The following is a 17,329-nucleotide window of genomic DNA, read 5'->3' on the forward strand; positions in this document are numbered from 1 at the left end:
GCTCGCTCCGGCCGTCGGCTCGGCACCACCCCCACCCTCGGCCAGGGCGGCAACCAGGCCGTGGGGGGGGCCGTCCGGCGCGCCCCCCCCCCCCGGGCCCGCCCCGCCCCCCCCGCCGCCCCGCGCCCCCTTCCCGGTGCCTGCGGTCACGCCCGCCGCAGGCGCAGCGTCACCAGCTCGAACGGGCGCAGGCGTACGGCGATCCGTGCGCCGTCGCGCTCCGGGGCGGCCGCGTCCGCGAGGGGCCGCTCCAGCAGGTCGGTGACGGTGAGGCCGGCGACTTCGAAGCCGGCGGTGAGGGTGGCCCGGACCCGGCTGCCGTGGGCTTCGTGGAAGCGGACCACGACGTCTCCGCTGCCGTCGTCGGCGAGTTTGACGGCCGTGATGACGACGGCGTCGTTGTCGGCGGTGACCAGGGGGGCGACCTCCGCGGCGCCGGTGAGCCGGCGTTCGGGGAGGTTGATCCGCCAGCCCTCGCGGACGGCGTCACCGATGGAGGCGCCGGGGACGAGGGCGTGCCGGAAGCGGTGGACGCCCTGGTCGGTCTCGGGGTCGGGGAAGCGCGGGGCACGCAGGAGAGAGACGCGGACCGTGGTGGTGGTGCCCTGGTCGCCGTCGGTGCGGACGGTGCGGGTGACGTCGTGGCCGTAGGTGGAGTCGTTGACGACGGCGACGCCCCAGCCGGGCTCCTCCAGGTGCAGGAAGCGGTGGTTGCAGGCCTCGAACTTCGCCGCCTCCCAGGAGGTGTTGGTGTGGGTGGGCCGGTAGGCGTGCCCGTACTGGGTCTCGGAGGCGTAGCGTTCGGCGTGCAGGTCGAGCGGGAAGGCCAGCTTGAGGAACTTCTCCGTCTCGTGCCAGTCGACCTCGGTGTCCACCACCAGGCGCCGCTCGCCCGGCGGCAGCGTCAGCACCTGGGCGACCCGGGAGTCGCCGAACGCCCGGACGACCCGCACGCAGGTGCCGTCCTCGCCCGGCGTGACCGACTCGGCGCCGGTGAGGTCGGTGACGGTGTTGCGGTAGAACTCGTCCACGTCCCAGGCGTCCCACATGTTGGGGAAGTCGGGGTGCAGCTGGAGGAGGTTGGCGGCGCGGCCCGGGGCGATGGCCTCGCGGTCGGCGGTGATGTCGTAGGCGGACACCACCAGTCCCTGGGCGTCGATCTCGACCCGCAGCAGTCCGTTGTCCAGCGTGAACCCGCCGTCCGGGCGCGCAGCGAGCGTGGTGGCGCCGGTGACGGCGGGGGCGGCGGCACCGCCCGCGACCACACCCGCCCGCTCGTGCGGCGCGGAGTTGAACAGCAGCTCGGTGCTGCCCTCACCGGCGAGTGCCCGCTGGGCGCCCTCGATGATCGCGTTCAGTTCCCCGGCCAGACGCTCATAGGTGGCCCGTGCCTCGCGGTGGACCCAGGCGATGGACGAGCCGGGCAGGATGTCGTGGAACTGGTGCAGCAGGACCGTCTTCCAGATCCGGTCCAGCTCCTCGTACGGGTAGGGGAACCCGGCCCGGACCGCGGCGGTGGCGGCCCACAGCTCCGCTTCGCGCAGCAGGTGTTCGCTGCGCCGGTTGCCCTGCTTGGTCTTCGCCTGGCTGGTCAGGGTCGCCCGGTGCAGTTCCAGGTACAGCTCGCCCACCCACACCGGCGGCTCGGGATACTCGGCCTCGGCCTTCTCGAAGAACGCCTGCGGTGTCTCCCACACCACCTGCGCCGAGCCCTCCAGGTCCCGCAGCCGGGCGGCCTTGGCGACCATCTCCCGGGTCGTGCCGCCGCCCCCGTCGCCCCAGCCGGTCGGCGCCAGGGAGTGCCGGGCCCGCCCCTTGTCCTTGAAGTTCTTCGCCGCGTGGGCGATCTCGCTGCCCTTCATCGAGCAGTTGTAGGTGTCCACCGGCGGGAAGTGCGTAAAGATCCGCGTCCCGTCGATCCCCTCCCACTGGAAGGTGTGGTGGGGGAACTTGTTCGTCTGCGACCAGGAGATCTTCTGCGTCAGCAGCCACTTCGACCCGGCCGCCTTGATGATCTGCGGCAGCCCGGCGGCGAACCCGAACGTGTCCGGCAGCCACGCCTCCTCGTTCTCCACCCCGAACTCGTCCAGGAAGAACCGCTTGCCGTGCACGAACTGCCGCGCCATCGCCTCCGAGCCGGGCATGTTCGTGTCCGACTCCACCCACATCCCGCCGGCCGGCACGAACCGGCCGTCCGCGACGGCCTTCTTCACCCGCGCCCACACCTCGGGCCGATGGTCCCTCACCCACGCCCACTGCTGCGCCTGCGACATCGCGAAGACGAACTCCGGCTCGTCCTCCAGCAGCGCGGTCATGTTCGACGTCGTCCGCGCCACCTTCCGCACCGTCTCCCGCAGCGGCCACAGCCAGGCGGAGTCGATGTGGGCGTGACCGACCGCGCTGATCCGGTGCGCGGACGGCACGGCGGGGGACGACAGGACCCCGGTCAGCTGCTCGCGGGCCCGCGCGGCAGTGCCGTTGACGTCCTGGAGGTCGACGACGTCCAGGGCACGGTCCACGGCGCGCAGGATGTCGTAGCGGCGGGCGGAGTCCCCGGGCAGCTCCGCCATCAGCTCACCGAGGACCTCCAGGTCCATCACCAGCTGCCACACCGTCTCGTCGAACACGGCGAGGTCCATGCGGGTGAGCGTGTACTGCGGCTCGCTGCCGGCGGTCTCCTTGTCCCCGAGCTGCGTGGGCAGGAAGGGGTGGTAGTCCAGGATCACCGGGTTGGAGGCGGCCTCGATGTGCAGGCGGACCTCCTCCCCGCCCGCCACCGGCGCCCCGACGCGCACCCACTGGTTGCGCGGGTTCAGCCCCTTCACCGGCGAGCCGTCGGGACGGTAGACCAGGCCCTCGCACTGGAAACCGGGCATGTTCTCGTCGAAGCCCAGGTCGAGGATCGCCTCCACCGTCCGGCCCGCCCAGGCCTCGGGCACGGTCCCGGTCACCCGGAACCAGCTCGTCCCCCAGGGGGCACCCCACCGGGCCCCCACCTCGACCGGCTCCACCTCGGCGGCGAGCCCCTCCTCGACCGGGACCGGCTCACCCGGCGCGTGCCACACCGCGACCTCCAGCGGCACGGACTCGGGGTACACGGCGGGGCGGATACGTTCGTCGAGGACACGCTTGAGGCGGGCTTCGATCAGCGTGCGGTCGTCATGCATGCGGGGTGCTCCATCGGTGCTGCGGGGTGAGAACCTGCTCGGCCGTGACGGTCTCGGTGATACCACGGGCCAGCAGATGATCCGTGTCGTTCGCGCGGACGTCGAGGACCGTGGTGGGCCGGGCGCCGTCGGCGGTCAGCCGGAAGAAGGCGTCGTACACCGTCCCGCCCGGGGCCAGCGCGGTGCGCTGTTCGGGGTCGGCCGGTACGACGAGGGCGGTGGTGCGCGGTGCCGGGGCGGGGTGGGTCCGGCGGGCCGCGTCGGCCAGGACCCGTGCGGTGTCCTTCGGCTGCCGGTCGTTGGTCAGCAGGCCGAGGGTGTACTCGAGTTCGGGGAAGTCGGCGAGACCGCGCGCGACGTCGTGCGAGCACCACCAGGTGATCCCCCACAGGCCGGGGCAGTCCAGGGCGTTGGTGACGGTCGCCTCGGTGAAGGCGGCGGCGTGCTCGGCGGGGATCAGCGGGGCGGGGGCTCCGACCTCCTGGAGCCAGACCGGCCGGTGCGGGTCGTCCGCCCACGCCTTGCTCAGCTCGACCAGGTACGCGGCGTGGTGCTCGCTGGGTACGGAGGTACGGCCGTGGCGCTGGGCGGTGCCGTTGAACACCCAGGAGTGCACGGCGGTGACGCCGCCGTACCGTGCGGCCTGGGCCGGGGTGAACGGCATGTCGTGCTGGTACCAGGTGGCGTCGTACTCGGCGTGCAGGTGCAGCCGGCCCGGGGCGCCCTCCTCGCAGGCGGCGAGCATCCGCTCCAGCCAGGTGTCGATCTGCCCGGGGGTGGCCCGGTCGGGATCGGGGTGGGGGTCGGCGCTGAACTGGTTGACCTCGTTGCCGACGGTCATGCCGATGAAGTTGGGCCGGTCGGCGAGGGCGGCGGCGAGGGTGCGCAGGTAGGCGGCCTGGCCGTCGATGACGTCGGGGTCGGTGAAGAGATTGCGCCGGTGCCAGGTGCGCGTCCAGGCGGGCAGGAAGTCGAAGCTGGACAGGTGGCCCTGCAACCCGTCCACGTTCACGTCCAGGCCGCGTTCGGCGGCGGCGTCGGCGAGGGCCACGAGCTGTTCCACCGCGCGCGGCCGGATGAGAGTCCGGTTCGGCTGGAAGTACGGCCACAGCGGGAAGACCCGGACGTGGTCCAGGCCGAGCGCGGCGATCGAGTCCAGGTCGGCGCGTACGGAGTCGAGGTCGAAGTCGAGCCAGTGGTGGAACCACCCTTCGCTGGGGGTGTAGTTGACGCCGAAGCGCACGGCAGGAGGCATGGAAGTCCTTGCGGGGGGTTTCGGTACGGCGGTCAGCCCTCGGTACGGCGGTCAGCCCTTGACGGCACCCTCGCCGACCCCGCGGAAGAAGTACCGCTGGAGGCAGGCGAAGAGGACGATGAGCGGGGCCACGGCGATGACCGTGCCGGCGGCGACCAGCCGCTGGTCGTTGGCGAAGGTGCCGTGCAGGTAGTTCAGGCCGACGGTGAGAGTGAACTTGGACGGGTCGCCGAGCACGATCAGCGGCCACAGGAAGTCGTCCCAGGCGCCCATGAAGGCGAAGATCGCGACGACGGCGAGGGTGCCCTTGACCGAGGGCAGCGCGATCCGCAGGAACCGCTGCCAGACGTTGGCGCCGTCGACGAAGGCCGCCTCCTCGATCTCGTACGGCAGGTTCAGGAAGGCGTTGCGCATCAGCAGCACGTTCATCGCGCCGACGCAGCCGGGCAGCACCACGCCGATGAGGGTGTTGTTCAGCTCCAGTGACCGCATGGTCGTGAACTGGGCGATGATGATGCTCTCGGCGGGCACCAGCAGCGCCAGGATGAACACCAGGGTCAGCGCCCCGCGGCCCCGGTAGCGCAGCCGGGCCAGGGCGTAGCCGGCCAGGGCGGAGCCGACGCAGTTGGTGACCACGCTGGCGACGGCGACCTTGAGGGAGTTCAGGGCGTAGTCCCAGACGGGGATGACGCCGGCGACCCGGCTGTAGTTGTGCAGGGTGGGGTGCTCGGGCAGGAACGACGGCGGGGAGCTGTAGATGTCCTCCGTCGGGCCCTTCAGCGAGGTCGACAGCTGCCACAGGAACGGGCCGATCGTCAGGGCCAGCACGGCGAGCAGCAGCAGGTAGCGCAGGACGAGTTCCCAGGGCCTGACCCGCTGGCCGGTCTCGTCGGTGAAACGGGAGCGGCGGCCGGTCCGCCGGGCGGTGCCGGCCGTCGGGTGGCCCGGGCGGGCGGTCCGCTCGCCGGGGGTGCGCAGGGTGTCGGTCATGCCTGGGCCTCGTCCTTCCGGTCCGCGCGCAGCACCAGCAGCATCAGCACCACGGTGATCACGAAGACCACCACGGAGATCGCGGAGGCGTAGCCGACCCGGCCGCTGAGGCCGGTGCCGGTGCGCTGTACGAGCATCACGAGGGTGGTGTCCTCGCCGGCCGGGCCGCCGGTCGGGCCGGCCATCAGGTACACCTCGGAGAACACCTTGAAGGCGGACACCGAGGCGAGCGCGGCCACCAGGACCATCGTGGACCGCACGGCGGGCACGGTGACGCTGAGGAAGCGGCGGACCGCGCCCGCGCCGTCCACGGCGGCGGCCTCGTGCAGTTCGCGCGGTACGTTCGCGAGCGCGGCCAGGTAAATGATCATGTAGTAGCCGAGGCCCTTCCACACCGTGACCGCCATGGCACTGACCAGGATCAGCCACTGGTCGCTGAGGAACCCGACCGGGCTCGCGCCCAGCGTCTCCAGCAGCGAGTTGACCAGACCGCGTTCGTCCAGCAGCCACACCCAGATCAGGCCGACGACCACGATCGAGGCCACGACCGGGGTGTAGAAGGCGGACCGGAAGAAGGCGATGCCGGGGATGTGCTTCTGCACCAGCAGCGCCAGCAGCAGCGGCAGGATCACGAGCGCGGGGACGACCCCGAGGATGTACAGCGTGCTGTTGCGCAGGGCGATCCAGAACATGTCGTCGTGGAGCATCTCGCGGTAGTTGGCGAGACCGACGAACCGGCCCGGGATCAGCGTGCGACGGTCGGTGAAGGAGTTCACCACGGTCGACACGAACGGGTACAGCACGAACGCGGCGGTGACCAGCAACCCGGGTGCGGCGAACAGCCACGGACTGGTGGGCAGCTGACGCCGCACCCGGGAGCCTCGGCGGGCGGGGGAGGAGAGGGCCACGGCGGATCAGCCCTGCTTGAGCAGCTGGTCGCAGGCCTTGACAGCGTTGTCGAGCGCCTGCTTGGGGCTCTCCTTGCCCTGGAGCGCCTTGTCGACCTCCTGCTGGAGCGCGGTCTTCATCTGGTCGCTGAACAGCACCGGCGTGTAGTTCACGGCCGTCTTCAGCGACTTGGCGGCGGCCACCCGGACCCGGGTCTCGTCGGTGCCGTCCTCCTTGGTGAAGTACGGGTCGTTCAGGGTGCCGGCGGTGCTCGGGAAGATGGCGACCTTCTTGGCGAAGGCCATCTGGTTCTTCGCGTCGGTGACGAAGTGCGCGAAGGCCACGGCCGCGGGCTTCTGCTTGGACTGGGCGTTCACCATCACGTTCTGCACGTACATGTTGACGTGCCCGGTGCTGGTGATCTGGTCGGTGATGCCGATGTTCTTGTACAGGGTCGGCGCCTGCGTCTTGAAGTTCTTCAGGTCCAGCGCGCTGCCGGGGTTCATGGCGACGGCCCCGGTGAGGAACTTCCGGCCGGACGACTCGGGCGTGGCGGTCAGGGCCTGCGGGTCGAGGGCCTTGGCGTCGTACAACTCCTTGTACTTGGTGAGGAGTTCGACACCCTTGGCGTCGTTGAAGGTGAAGGCGGTGCCTTCCTTGTTCATCAGCTGGACGCCGTAGCGGCCGAAGTCCTCGACGGCCGGCACGTTGGCGAGGGTGGCGACCTTGCCGTCGGTCCTCTTGGAGATCTGAAGACCGTCCTTGAACAGTTCGGCGTACGTCTTCGGCGGCTGGTCGGGGTTGAGGCCGGCCTCCTTGAACAGGGCCTTGTTGTAGAACAGCGGGCCGGTGTTCAGGTACCAGGGGAACGCCCAGGTGCCCGGCAGGCCCGGGATGTCGGTGCTGCTCCACGCGCCGGGCAGGTACTCGCTCCTGTACTTCGCCGCCGCCTTGTCCTTGTCCAGGTTCAGGGCGAGCCCCGCCTTGGCGAGCGGGGCGGCGAGGTCGGGGGAGACATTGACGACGTCGGGCAGCGTGCCGCCGGCCGCCTCCGCGCTGAGCTTGTCCGCGTAGCCCTCGGCGGGCTGGTCGACCCACTTCACGTGGGTGCCCGGGTACTGGTGCTCGAAGTCGGCGATGACGCCCTCGAAGTACGACTTGAAGTTCGCCCTCAGGTTCCAGGTCTGGAAGGTGATGTCGCCCTGGATCTTGCCCGAGGCGTCGCCCGACGAACTGTCGTCGTTCCCGGAGCCGCAGGCACTCAGCGGCAGCAGGGCCGCGACGGCGACAGCGGAGGCGAGGGTTCTGCGGGATATGCGCACGGCGGGAACTCCTTCGGACAGCGGGCCACGGCGACGGTGCCGGCCACAGGTTCAGGGGCAGACCTTGCATCCTTCGGCGGAAAAATGTCAATGGATGCCGGGGAAAAGTTCTTCAGGTTGAACAAAGCCGCAGGTCAGAGGCGTTTGGTAAAGGAGAGACAAGGGTCTTGCTGCTGATCGCTAATGCGCTTTAGGCTGGCATGACTCAAGCGCATTAGTGCTCGACGTCAGGGAAGGGGAGCAGAAGTGGCGGACAAGCGTTCACCGGCGCGCCGGCCGACGATGAAGGACATCGCGCGGCGGGCCGGGGTCTCCGAGAGCGCTGTCTCCTTCGCCCTCAACGACCGCCCCGGCGTCTCGGAGGTGACCCGGGCCCGGGTGCGCAGGGTGGCCGAACAGCTCGGCTGGCGGCCGAGCACCGCCGCACGCCAGCTGTCCGGCGAGGGCACGGCCACGGTCGGGTTCGTACTGGCCCGGCCCGCGCACACCCTCGGTGTGGACTCGTTCTTCCTCCAGTTGGTCTCGGGCATCCAGGAAGTGCTGGCCGAGCGACACCTCGGCCTGCTCTTCCAAGTTGTAGAGGACATTGCCGACGAATGCGCGGTATACCGGACCTGGTGGGCCGAGCACCGGGTCGACGGCGTCCTCATGGTCGACCCCCGCACCGACGACCCCCGCCCCGCTCTCCTCGACGAACTCGGCCTGCCCGCCGTGGTGATCGGCGGCGCGCCGGCCGGGCTCAACCCCCGGCTGTCGGCCGTGTGGGCCGACGACGCGGGCGCCATGGCCGCCGTCGTCGCGGAACTGCACGCGCTCGGCCACCGGCGGATCGTGCACATCGCCGGGCTCCCCGGGCTCGCGCACACCCAGCGGCGGGTACGCAGCCTGCGCGCCGAGGCCGAGCGGCGCGGCCTGACCGAGGTCCGCTCGGTGACCACCGACTACTCCGACGCGCAAGGCGCCGCCGTCACCCGCCGGGTGCTGAGCGCGGCCACCGCGCCCACGGCGCTGATCTACGACAACGACGTGATGGCGGTCGCGGGCGTGGGCGCCGCGGCCGAACTGGGCTTCACCGTGCCGGACGACGTGTCGGTGGTCTCCTGGGAGGACTCCGCGCTGTGCCGGATGGTCAAGCCCTGGCTGTCCGCGCTCTCCCGGGACACGGTGGCCTTCGGCCGCACGGCCGCCCGGGAACTGGTGTCCCTGCTGGACGGAGCCGCCCCGGGCACCGTCCAGGTACCGCTGCCCGAACTCATAGCCCGGGAGAGCACGGGGCGGGCGCCCCGCTAGGAAGGGGCCGCCGACCGCCGCCATGGGGTGCACCCCATGCCCGCCGTGTCCGGCCGTGGGGATCACCCCATGGCCCTCCCGCGGACCCCCTGACGAGAATCGGGGAACCGGCCGGGGCACCGCCGCACACAGCCGCAGGGACCGTACGTCCCAGCCCGCGGCACGCGCCCCGCCCATGCCGCCGGCCAGAGAGGGAGGCCTCCCCCGTGACCGCGACAGCGGAGCAACTCGTCGACGTCCACGCCCACTTCGTGACCCCCGACTACGTCGAGGCCGCCAAGGCCGCGGGACATCTGCTCCCCGACGGCATGCGGGGCTACCCCACCTGGTCGGCGGCCGGGCACCTGGACCTCATGGACGCCCACGGCATCCGCACCAGTGTGCTGTCCGTCTCCTCGCCCGGTATGCACTTCGGCGACGACCGCGCCGCGCGCCTGCTGAGCCGGCGGGTCAACGAGTTCGCCGCGGACGTGCTGCGCGCACACCCCGGCTGCTTCGGGCACTTCGCCTCCCTCCCGCTGCCCGACGTGGACGGCGCGCTCGCCGAGGCCGCCCACGCCCTCGACGTCCTCGGCAGCCACGGTGTCGCCGTCGAGACCAACCACGCGGGCGCCTATCTCGGCAGCGCCCGCTTCGAACCCCTCTGGCGGAACCTCGACGAGCGCGGTGCCGTCGTCTTCGTCCACCCCACCTCCCCGCCCTGCCACGAGGCCGTCGCCCTGGACCGGCCCCGGCCCATGCTGGAGTTCCTGTTCGACTCCACCCGTACCGTCTCCGACCTGGTGTTCAGCGGAGTGCTGCGCCGCTACCCGCGCATCCAGTGGGTCTTCACCCACGGTGGTGGCGCGCTCCCGCTGCTCGCCGACCGCATGGAGCTGTTCCGGACCGTGTTCGGCTTCGGTGACCAGGACGGCCCCACCGTGCAGGAGCAGCTGCGCGGCCTCTGGTTCGACATGGCCGGCAGCCCCTTCCCGCACCAGATCCCGGTGCTCACGACGACCTTCGGCTACGACCGCCTCCTCTACGGCAGCGACTACTGCTGGACCCCGGCCGCCGGCACCGTCGCGCAGATCGCCTCCGTCGACGCCGCCGAACAGCCGGCCGGCGGCACCTGGCGCGCGCTCACCACCCGCAACGCGGCCCGGCTGCTGCCGGACCTGCTCACCGGGCACTGAGCGGACCACACATGCCGTCGGGGGCTGTGGGCTCGCCGGCACCGGCCGTATCGCCCTCGCACTGCCACGCCGGCGACGACCGTGTGCGCTGTGCCGGCGGTACAGGTTCCGCGTCGCGGTCGACCGACGGGCCGTGGAGGCGGCGCTGCGCCACGGCCTTGGTCACGTCGGATGCCCAGCTCGTTGCCGAGGTCAATGCCGTGGTCAGCGTCTATGCGGACTGGGTGCCGCTCGCGTGGACCACTGTGAGTGGGGTGGCGCGGGGCCGAGCGGGGTGACCGGGCCCAGCCGGGGCGCTGATCATGCGCCGACCCCGTCGAATGACTGATGCCCGTCCGTGTGCCGTCCGGAAGCCTGGTGGGGGGAAGGAACCACCAGGAGCCGCACGGAGGAAGACATCGTGTTCGATGCGCCCGGACCGGATCAGCCGGACGGTCACCGACTTCTGCACTGGCCGATCGGCTACTCCCCGGACTTCTCGGACCTCTGGGCCGTCGGCGAGACCGACATCGGCGCGCCGCCGGAAACCGTCTTCGCACACCTGGCCGACCTGTGCACATGGGCACGGGATGCCACGCCGGTCGACGACGGGTCCATGGCGGACCCAAAGCCGCCGGGGCTGCGGAGCGGCAGCGAGTTCGCCTACCGCCTGGAGGGCCTGCGGATGCGCGCACGGGTCGGCGAGTGCAGCCCCGGCAGCCGCCTGGCCTGGTTCGCGCAGGGCAGCGATCTCGGCCTGTACCAGGAGTGGCTGCTCCTTGACCTGGGCGGTCGCACCCTGGTCCGCACGGGGATCGCGGCGCGCGGCCCCGCCGCCATCGCACGCCGGGAAGCGGACCCGGCGTCCGCCCGGCGCATGGTGGAGGGGTGGCTCAGGGGGCTGGAGGCACAGGCGTCCGGAGGCGACGGGGTGGTCCGCAAGGGGTGACTGCCTCGCGGAACAGCGGTCACGCGTCGTCGCTGCCGAGCGCGTCCCGCAGGGCCGCCCGCTTGGTGATGCCCAGCTTCGGGAAGATCTGGTACAGGTGACTGCTCACCGTACGCGGTGAGATGAACAGCCGTTCGCCGATCTCCTTGTTCGTCATGCCGGACGCCGCCAGCCGCGCGATCTCCAGTTCCTGTGGCGTCAGCGCGGCCGCGCCCCGGGTGTTGGCGGGGGTGCGAGCGGCCTGCCCCGCCGCCCTCAGCTCCCGTTCGGCACGCGCCGCCCAGGGCGTGGCACCGAGCTTCTCGAAGGCGTCGGACGCCTCCTTGAGCTGGACCTTCGCCTCGTTCATCGCCCGTGAGCGGCGCAGCCGTTCGCCGTACAGCAGGCGGACGCGCGCGGTGTCGAAGGGCCACTCGCCGGTCCGGGGCGTCATCAGGGCGCGTTCGAACAGCTCCGGGGCCTCGTCATCGGCGACGAGTGCCGCCGCGGCCGCCTCCCGCATCGCGAGCCGGGGCGAGAGGGCCGCGGTGCCCGACGCGCGCAGCGCGCGCACATGCTGTTCGGCCTCGGTCCTGCGGTCGGTGCGGACAGCGGCCTCGACCAGTTCCAGGGCCACCCAGAGACTGTGCGGTACGTGCGAGGCGAGGGTCCCGGCGGGGCTGATCTCCGTCGCCCGCTGGTAGGCCGACTCGTAGTCGCCCTCCCCGAGGTGGGCCAGGACCAGGGCGTGGCGGGCGTACGTCTGCGCCATGCCCACACCGCGCGGACCGGCCCAGCCGATCATCTGGTCGGTGAGGGCGCGGCTGGTCTCGAACCGGCCCTGGACGGCGGCGAGGAGAGCCTGGTGGTAGCGGAAGTAGAAGCCGAAGAACCTGCCCCCGAACTCCTCGCACACCGCGAGACCCTCGGCCGCGAGTTCGCCGGCCTCGGCCCACTCGCCCCGGACGAAGTCGTCGAAGCACACGTCCATGAGGGCGACGATCCGCCTTCTGCCGGGCCCGCCGGCCCTTCCTTGCCGGATGCTCCGCCACAGGGGTTCACGTACCGCGGCCAGGCGGTCCGGGTAGATCGCGGCCGCCGCCACGTTCTGCACCATGGCGGGGTCGGTCTCGTGCTGGATCGTCGCCAGGCTGGTCTCCAGGGCCGGCAGCAGGGCCACCCCCGTGCGCACCGGGTCGGCGGCGAACAGGCCGATGCTCAGCGTCATGATCTCCGGCGGCCCGGGCTCGAGTCGCGCCGTCGCCGCGTGGAAGGCCTCCCACAGTTCGGCTCGTCCGCCGACGAGGCAGATCAGGGCGAGGGTCCACAGTCCGGTGACGAGTTCCTCGTCCAGCGGGTCCGTGCGGTTGGGCCAGGCTTCGATCGCGCCGACCAGGAGGCGATGGGCGGTGTCGACGTGCCCGTCCGCGTCGAGGAGCTGGAAGGCGGTCGCGGACGCGTAGTTCAGGGAGGCGGGTGTCTGCTCGCTGGACTGGCGGACCCCTTGCAGCAGTTCCAGGGCGCTCCTGGTCTCCGCCAGGCCCTCCGCCCCGATGTAGGCGGCCTCGGCGAGGCGGCGGCTGCGTGCCTGCGGTGTCGGGCTGAGATCGGCGGCACGGCACAGCAGGGCGATCACCGCCTGGTAGTCACCGCGTCCGCGGACCCGGCGCGCCGCTTCCTGGAGCAGCGCGGCCACCTCCTCGTCGGGTTCCACGGTGGCCTCGCCCAGGTGCCAGGCCCGGCGTTCGAGGTCGTCGCGGTGGACCTCCGCCAGGGCCCGGTGCACCCGACGGCGTTCCGCGGACGTCGACTCGGTCACGACGGCGGACCGGATCAGCGGGTGCCGGAAGGCGACGGTGTGCGAGGCGGCCGCGACCCGGACGAGCTGGTCCTGCTCGGCGGGTGCGAGATCGTCGAGCCGGTAGGCGGCGCCGGCCGCGGCCTGGAGCGCGCTGAGGTCACCGGTGCTCTCCAGCGCGGCGGTGAGCAGCAGGGTACGGGTCGCGGCGGGCAGGGCCGCCACCCGGGCCGCGAACAGTCCCTGAAGGCGCTGGTTCAGCGGGAGTATCCGGGGCACGGGCTCGGCGGGGCCGCGCCGCGTCTCCCGCACGGCGTGCGGGAGTTCGAGCAGCGCCAGGGGATTGCCCTGCGCGGTGCTCAGGACCCGCGCGCGCACCTGGGGGTCGAGGCCGGGGAAGCGCTCGGCCAGCAACCGGGCGGCGGCTTCGTCGTCGAGCGCGTGCAACGGCAGCTCGGGCAGGCCGCTGGTGTCGAAATAGCCGGCCGATCCCGTTCTGAAGGCCGCCAGCAGGCCGGCCCTGCTGCCGATCAGCCGGCGTGCCGCGAAGCTCAGCACCACCGCACTGGCCCGGTCGAGCCAGGGGAGGTCGTCGATGATCAGCAGCAGCGGTGCCCGCGCGGCCACCCGTCGCAGCAGCAGAGCCACGGCGTTGGACAGCAGGAGCCGGTCGGGAGCGGGGCCGACCTCGAAGCCCAGGGCGACCCGCAGTGCCCCGGCGTGTTCGTCGCCGAGCGCCGAAACTCGTCGATCAGGGGAAACAGGGCCTGATTGAGCCCGGCGAAGCTGACCTCGGCCTCGAACTCGGCCCCCGTCACGCGCAGGACCGTCGTCCCCGACGCGCGGGCGGTGCCGGCGGTCGCCTCCAGCAGGGCCGTCTTCCCCACACCCGGCTCTCCGGACAGCAGGAGGGTGCCGCCGTTCACTCCGCTCTGGTGGACGAATCGCTGGAGGAAGTCGATTTCTCGCAGTCGTCCCACGAGAGTTTCGGGTCGGTCGCCGGGCTGGATCACCCGTGAAGTCTCCCCCGGGCGCCGTTGGCCTATCAAGGCGGGGTTGACGCAGCCGCGTCCCACCCGCCCCACCGCCGGTTTCCTCGGGAAGGAATCAGCATTCCCCGGGAAATCACCTGTGACCGGGAAAGCGGGCGCCGGGGCCGGGCCGAGGAACCTGTCACACCCGCGGCGTCTCGGCGCTCTGGGCGGCGTCCCCGGTGCCGGCGAGCTTGTAGGTGATCGGCTCGCGCAACTGGAACCGGCGGTAGAGCAGATGGTGCACCGACGCCCCGAGCACGGCGCCGAGGATCGGCGCCACCATGTAGGTCACCAGGTCGGTGAACCGGCCGGCGAGCAGGGCGGGTCCGAACTGCCGCGCGGGGTTGGCGGAACCACCGCTGAGCGGGCCGAGGATGACGATGATGAGCGCGATGCACACCCCCACCGTCGCCGGCAGCCACCGGCCGAACGCCGGATAGGCCAGCAGGAAGCCGACGGCGAGGGCCAGCACGAGGATGGATCCGGTCTCCGCGAGGAACACGGCCGACGCCGGCCAGGCCGGGGCGGGCCGCAGCGCGCCGAAGCCGACCGTGGACACGACCGGGCCCCACACCAGCCGCCCGAGGGACGCCCCGAGTACGGAGCCCGCCAGCTGGGCGGCGATGTAGGGCAGGACGCTGACCCCGGGGAAGACGTCCATCAGCCATACGGCGACGGTCACCGCAGGATTCATGTGTCCGCCGCTGCGGCGCCCCCACGGTGACAGGATCAGCCCGGTGATCAGCAGTCCGGCGACCGGTCCGACCACCGCGAGAGCAAGGCGCAGATCGCCGACGTACAGCGGCGACGCGGGTACGCGGACCCAGCGCACGATGGTCACCACCAGGAAGAGCAGCACGGTCGTGAGGGCGAACTCGCACCACACCTGTCCGGTGGGTACGGCGGCGGGACGGCGGGCGGACGCGGTCATACGGGTCACCTCGGCACGGCGATGGAAGCGGGGACGCTCACTGCGCAGCCTTCCAGCCACCACGACCCGGTGAAATCGAGCCTGCACCAACCGGCGCGTGGGGCGATCCCCACAATGCCGTGGTGAAGTCACCTCGCACATCTCAGTGGCGTCAACCCATGGGAAGTCAGGTGCTCTCCGCTGTGCCACCTGCTGTTATGTGTTGCATGATGTCAGCATGCCCATACAACGCATAGGCCTCGTGGTTCATCAGGGACGGGCCGCCGCCCGGGAAGCGGCGCTGACCGTGCACCGGTGGAGCGACGCCCGCGGTATCCCGTGCACCGACATCGACGTGTGGGCCAAGGACCACGGCCGGCGCGGCGGACGCGAGGAGGCGGAGGCCGCGGGGAACCCCGACCTCGTCGTCACCCTCGGAGGCGACGGCACCTTCCTGCGGGGCGCCCGGATCGCCGTCAAGAGCGGGGCGAGCGTGCTCGGGGTCGACCTGGGCAAGGTCGGCTTCCTCACCGAGGTGCCGGCGGGCGAGGTGACGGCCGCCCTGGACGCCGTTCACGACGACCACGCCGTCGTCGAGGAACGCATGACCCTCACCATGCGCGCGTCGCGCCCGCTGGAGATACCGCCGGGCATGGAGGGCCTGCTGCTGTACGGGCGCGGCCCCGCGCTGCCCGCCCCGCACGTCCGGCCGGAGACCACCGAGGGCGAGGGCTGGGGCGTCGCCCTGGACGTCAACGCGCTCAACGACGTGGTGCTGGAGAAGCTCGCCCGCGACCGCCAGGTGAGCGTCGGCGTCTACCTGGCGGGCCGGCTGCTGGCGTCGTACTCGGCCGACGCGCTGGCCGTGGCCACGCCCACCGGGTCCACCGCCTACAGCTTCGCCGCCGGCGGCCCCGTGCTCTCCCCGCACATGGACGCGGTCGTCTTCACCCCCATCGCGCCGCACATGACCTTCAACCGCAGCATCGTCGCCGCGCCCGACGAACCGGTCGCCCTGCGCGTCCTGCCCCACTCCGGGCAGGCCGCGGTGAGCATCGACGGCCAGCTGCGCGGTGTGCTCGACCCCGGTGACTGGATCGGCGTCTTCCGCGCCCCGGACCGGGTGCGGTTGATCCGCCTGCACCCGACGGACTTCTACGGCCGTCTCCGGGGCCGCTTCCACCTCACCGACGCCCCCGCCACGGCGCAGGACGGACCCTCGGCGCCGTTCTTCCGGCCCGACACGCCCATCCCGCCCGACCTCGCCGGCATGCGACTGCCCCCGCCGGCCGCCGCTCGGTGAGCGGGCCCCCGGCCGGGGGCGGCAGCCGCGTGCCGGCGGCAGGCCCTAGCTGATCCGCAGGCTGGAGATCAGCCCGTCGCGCAGTTCGAAGGCCATGGGCCCGGTGCCGTTGTAGCCGTTGCCGGACACCTTCAGCGTCAGCAGGTAGCGGCCGTCCGCCGGGTCCCGCTGCGCCGAGACCAGGTCGAAGTGCGCCTGCACACCGATGTTGTCGGTGCGGTTCCAGTCGCTGACCCCGGCGCGCCCGTGGAACTCGCGCCCCCAGTCGTTCAGGTACGCGTCCGGGGTGAAGGCGGCCACGAAGGCCTCGGAGTCACCGGCGTTGGTCGCTTCGATGAACGCCCTGATGGCGTCGGGAAGTTCGATGTCGGTCATGGCAGCCGCTCCTCACGGGAAAGGGTCACTGGGCCGGTTCCGGAGCCGGCACCTCGAAGAGTTCGTACGCGCCGACGACGCAGCATCCGAGCCGCCGATCTGCCGCCAGTCACGCAGCGGGTCCGGAGAACAGGTGGTACTGCGCGACGGTCTCGAAGCCGAAACGCCGGTACAGGGGCTCACCCATCGGGCTCGCCCCGAGCGCGGCCAGGCGCATCCCGCGCTCCCGCCCCGCCCGCAGCGCCGCCGTCGTCAGGGCACCGCCGACGCCCCGCCGGCGGTAGGGCTCCGCGACATGGACCAGGAAGACACCGGCCACCTCGTGCGCCATCATGACCACCGTCGTACCGACCACGCGACCGTCGAGCACCGCGGCGAGACGAACGACGTCCGCGTTGTCGGGCCGCCCGGCCTCGACGCGCACCACGCCGTCCTCCAGGCTCGGCGAGACCCCCATCGAGGCACTGTAGGTGCGGACCAGTTCCCGCAGCCGGTTCCCGTCCCCGACCTCCTCCACCCGCAGGCCGGGCGACGGCTCCTCGGTCTGCTCGGCCTGGTCGAGGGAGCGCGCCATCAGGGGTGCGGCACCGAGGGACACCGCTCCCAGACCGGCGAGCGCCTCCGCGGTCCCCGCCGGACTGTCCGGGCCGACCCACCACCACCAGGGCACGCCCGCGAGCCGGGCCCGCGCGGTGGCCATCGACTCCTCGACGACGTCCAGCGACCGCAGCCGCACGACACAGTTGAACTGGGGCTGGGCCAGCCCGCTGCGGTAGTGGTCCGGGTCTCCCCACTCACTCAGCTCCGCACCCCACCCCATGAGGTACTGGCGGAAGTTGGCGGTGACCCGGGCCAGCTGCCCGGTGTCAAGTGCGGTTGTCATGGGTTCCAGCCCACCTTTTGAATGACATCAGG

At 71.9% G+C, this 17,329-nt stretch carries 14 protein-coding genes; 4 read left to right on the forward strand and 10 right to left on the reverse strand.

Annotation, left to right across the window (positions count from 1 at the left end; all coding sequences use genetic code 11):
* Positions 1-146 precede the first annotated feature (146 nt).
* From ABZV94_RS20170 to ABZV94_RS20190, 5 genes are read right to left on the reverse strand one after another with little or no spacing between them, the layout of a single operon-like run.
* Complete coding sequence (locus ABZV94_RS20170; protein WP_356341938.1) at positions 147-3,167, reverse strand: glycoside hydrolase family 38 C-terminal domain-containing protein; 3,021 nt, start codon at positions 3,165-3,167, stop codon at positions 147-149.
* Complete coding sequence (locus ABZV94_RS20175; protein ID WP_356341941.1) at positions 3,160-4,422, reverse strand: glycosyl hydrolase; 1,263 nt, start codon at positions 4,420-4,422, stop codon at positions 3,160-3,162. The genes ABZV94_RS20170 and ABZV94_RS20175 overlap by 8 nt, the downstream gene beginning before the upstream one ends.
* A 51-nt stretch (positions 4,423-4,473) precedes the next feature.
* On the reverse strand, positions 4,474-5,412 hold the full coding sequence (locus tag ABZV94_RS20180; RefSeq protein ID WP_356341943.1) for a carbohydrate ABC transporter permease: 939 nt from the start codon (positions 5,410-5,412) through the stop codon (positions 4,474-4,476).
* On the reverse strand, positions 5,409-6,320 hold the full coding sequence (locus ABZV94_RS20185) for a sugar ABC transporter permease (protein ID WP_356341945.1): 912 nt from the start codon (positions 6,318-6,320) through the stop codon (positions 5,409-5,411). The genes ABZV94_RS20180 and ABZV94_RS20185 overlap by 4 nt, the downstream gene beginning before the upstream one ends.
* A 6-nt stretch (positions 6,321-6,326) precedes the next feature.
* Positions 6,327-7,622, reverse strand: coding sequence for an extracellular solute-binding protein (locus ABZV94_RS20190; protein WP_356341947.1), 1,296 nt, complete (start codon positions 7,620-7,622; stop codon positions 6,327-6,329).
* 246 nt (positions 7,623-7,868) lie between these two features.
* Here ABZV94_RS20190 and ABZV94_RS20195 point away from each other — a divergent pair, with 246 nt between their 5' ends.
* The 3 genes from ABZV94_RS20195 to ABZV94_RS20205 all read left to right on the forward strand — a co-directional run bounded on the left by ABZV94_RS20195 (position 7,869) and on the right by ABZV94_RS20205 (position 11,015).
* Positions 7,869-8,912, forward strand: a complete 1,044-nt coding sequence (locus tag ABZV94_RS20195; RefSeq protein WP_356341950.1) for a LacI family DNA-binding transcriptional regulator — start codon at positions 7,869-7,871, stop codon at positions 8,910-8,912.
* Positions 8,913-9,118: 206 nt separating this feature from the next.
* Positions 9,119-10,087, forward strand: coding sequence for an amidohydrolase family protein (locus ABZV94_RS20200; RefSeq protein WP_356341952.1), 969 nt, complete (start codon positions 9,119-9,121; stop codon positions 10,085-10,087).
* A 400-nt stretch (positions 10,088-10,487) separates the two neighbouring features.
* Positions 10,488-11,015 carry an SRPBCC family protein gene (locus tag ABZV94_RS20205; protein WP_356341954.1) on the forward strand — a complete coding sequence of 176 codons (528 nt, stop codon included), beginning with the start codon at positions 10,488-10,490 and terminating at the stop codon, positions 11,013-11,015.
* A 19-nt stretch (positions 11,016-11,034) separates the two neighbouring features.
* Here ABZV94_RS20205 and ABZV94_RS20210 read toward each other — a convergent pair whose 3' ends face one another.
* The 3 genes from ABZV94_RS20210 to ABZV94_RS20220 all read right to left on the reverse strand — a co-directional run bounded on the left by ABZV94_RS20210 (position 11,035) and on the right by ABZV94_RS20220 (position 14,757).
* Positions 11,035-13,440 carry a LuxR C-terminal-related transcriptional regulator gene (locus ABZV94_RS20210; RefSeq protein WP_356341956.1) on the reverse strand — a complete coding sequence of 802 codons (2,406 nt, stop codon included), beginning with the start codon at positions 13,438-13,440 and terminating at the stop codon, positions 11,035-11,037.
* Entirely contained in the window at positions 13,392-13,805 is a 414-nt protein-coding gene (locus tag ABZV94_RS20215; protein WP_356341958.1) for an ATP-binding protein, read from the reverse strand. The genes ABZV94_RS20210 and ABZV94_RS20215 overlap by 49 nt, the downstream gene beginning before the upstream one ends.
* A gap of 160 nt (positions 13,806-13,965) precedes the next feature.
* Positions 13,966-14,757, reverse strand: coding sequence for an aquaporin (locus ABZV94_RS20220; RefSeq protein ID WP_356341961.1), 792 nt, complete (start codon positions 14,755-14,757; stop codon positions 13,966-13,968).
* A gap of 217 nt (positions 14,758-14,974) precedes the next feature.
* Between ABZV94_RS20220 and ABZV94_RS20225 the strand changes: the two genes are divergently transcribed.
* Positions 14,975-16,039: an NAD(+)/NADH kinase gene (locus ABZV94_RS20225; RefSeq protein ID WP_356341963.1), complete on the forward strand. Its 1,065-nt coding sequence runs from the start codon at positions 14,975-14,977 to the stop codon at positions 16,037-16,039.
* Positions 16,040-16,084: 45 nt separating this feature from the next.
* Here ABZV94_RS20225 and ABZV94_RS20230 read toward each other — a convergent pair whose 3' ends face one another.
* Positions 16,085-16,414 carry a nuclear transport factor 2 family protein gene (locus ABZV94_RS20230; protein WP_356341965.1) on the reverse strand — a complete coding sequence of 110 codons (330 nt, stop codon included), beginning with the start codon at positions 16,412-16,414 and terminating at the stop codon, positions 16,085-16,087.
* A 109-nt stretch (positions 16,415-16,523) separates the two neighbouring features.
* A complete protein-coding gene (locus ABZV94_RS20235; RefSeq protein ID WP_356341967.1) occupies positions 16,524-17,297 on the reverse strand; it encodes a GNAT family N-acetyltransferase in 774 nt (257 codons plus the stop codon).
* Positions 17,298-17,329: the final 32 nt, after the last annotated feature.

It is taken from the genome of Streptomyces sp. NPDC004658, from assembly GCF_040609555.1.
Lineage (GTDB): Bacteria > Actinomycetota > Actinomycetes > Streptomycetales > Streptomycetaceae > Streptomyces.

Coding starts and splice junctions, on each gene's coding strand:
- ABZV94_RS20170 (WP_356341938.1), bottom strand. CDS start 3,167: ATGCATGACGACCGCACGCTGATCGAAGCCCGCCTCAAGCGTGTCCTC.
- ABZV94_RS20175 (WP_356341941.1), bottom strand. CDS start 4,422: ATGCCTCCTGCCGTGCGCTTCGGCGTCAACTACACCCCCAGCGAAGGG.
- ABZV94_RS20180 (WP_356341943.1), bottom strand. CDS start 5,412: ATGACCGACACCCTGCGCACCCCCGGCGAGCGGACCGCCCGCCCGGGC.
- ABZV94_RS20220 (WP_356341961.1), bottom strand. CDS start 14,757: ATGACCGCGTCCGCCCGCCGTCCCGCCGCCGTACCCACCGGACAGGTG.
- ABZV94_RS20225 (WP_356341963.1), top strand. CDS start 14,975: ATGCCCATACAACGCATAGGCCTCGTGGTTCATCAGGGACGGGCCGCC.
- ABZV94_RS20230 (WP_356341965.1), bottom strand. CDS start 16,414: ATGACCGACATCGAACTTCCCGACGCCATCAGGGCGTTCATCGAAGCG.
- ABZV94_RS20235 (WP_356341967.1), bottom strand. CDS start 17,297: ATGACAACCGCACTTGACACCGGGCAGCTGGCCCGGGTCACCGCCAAC.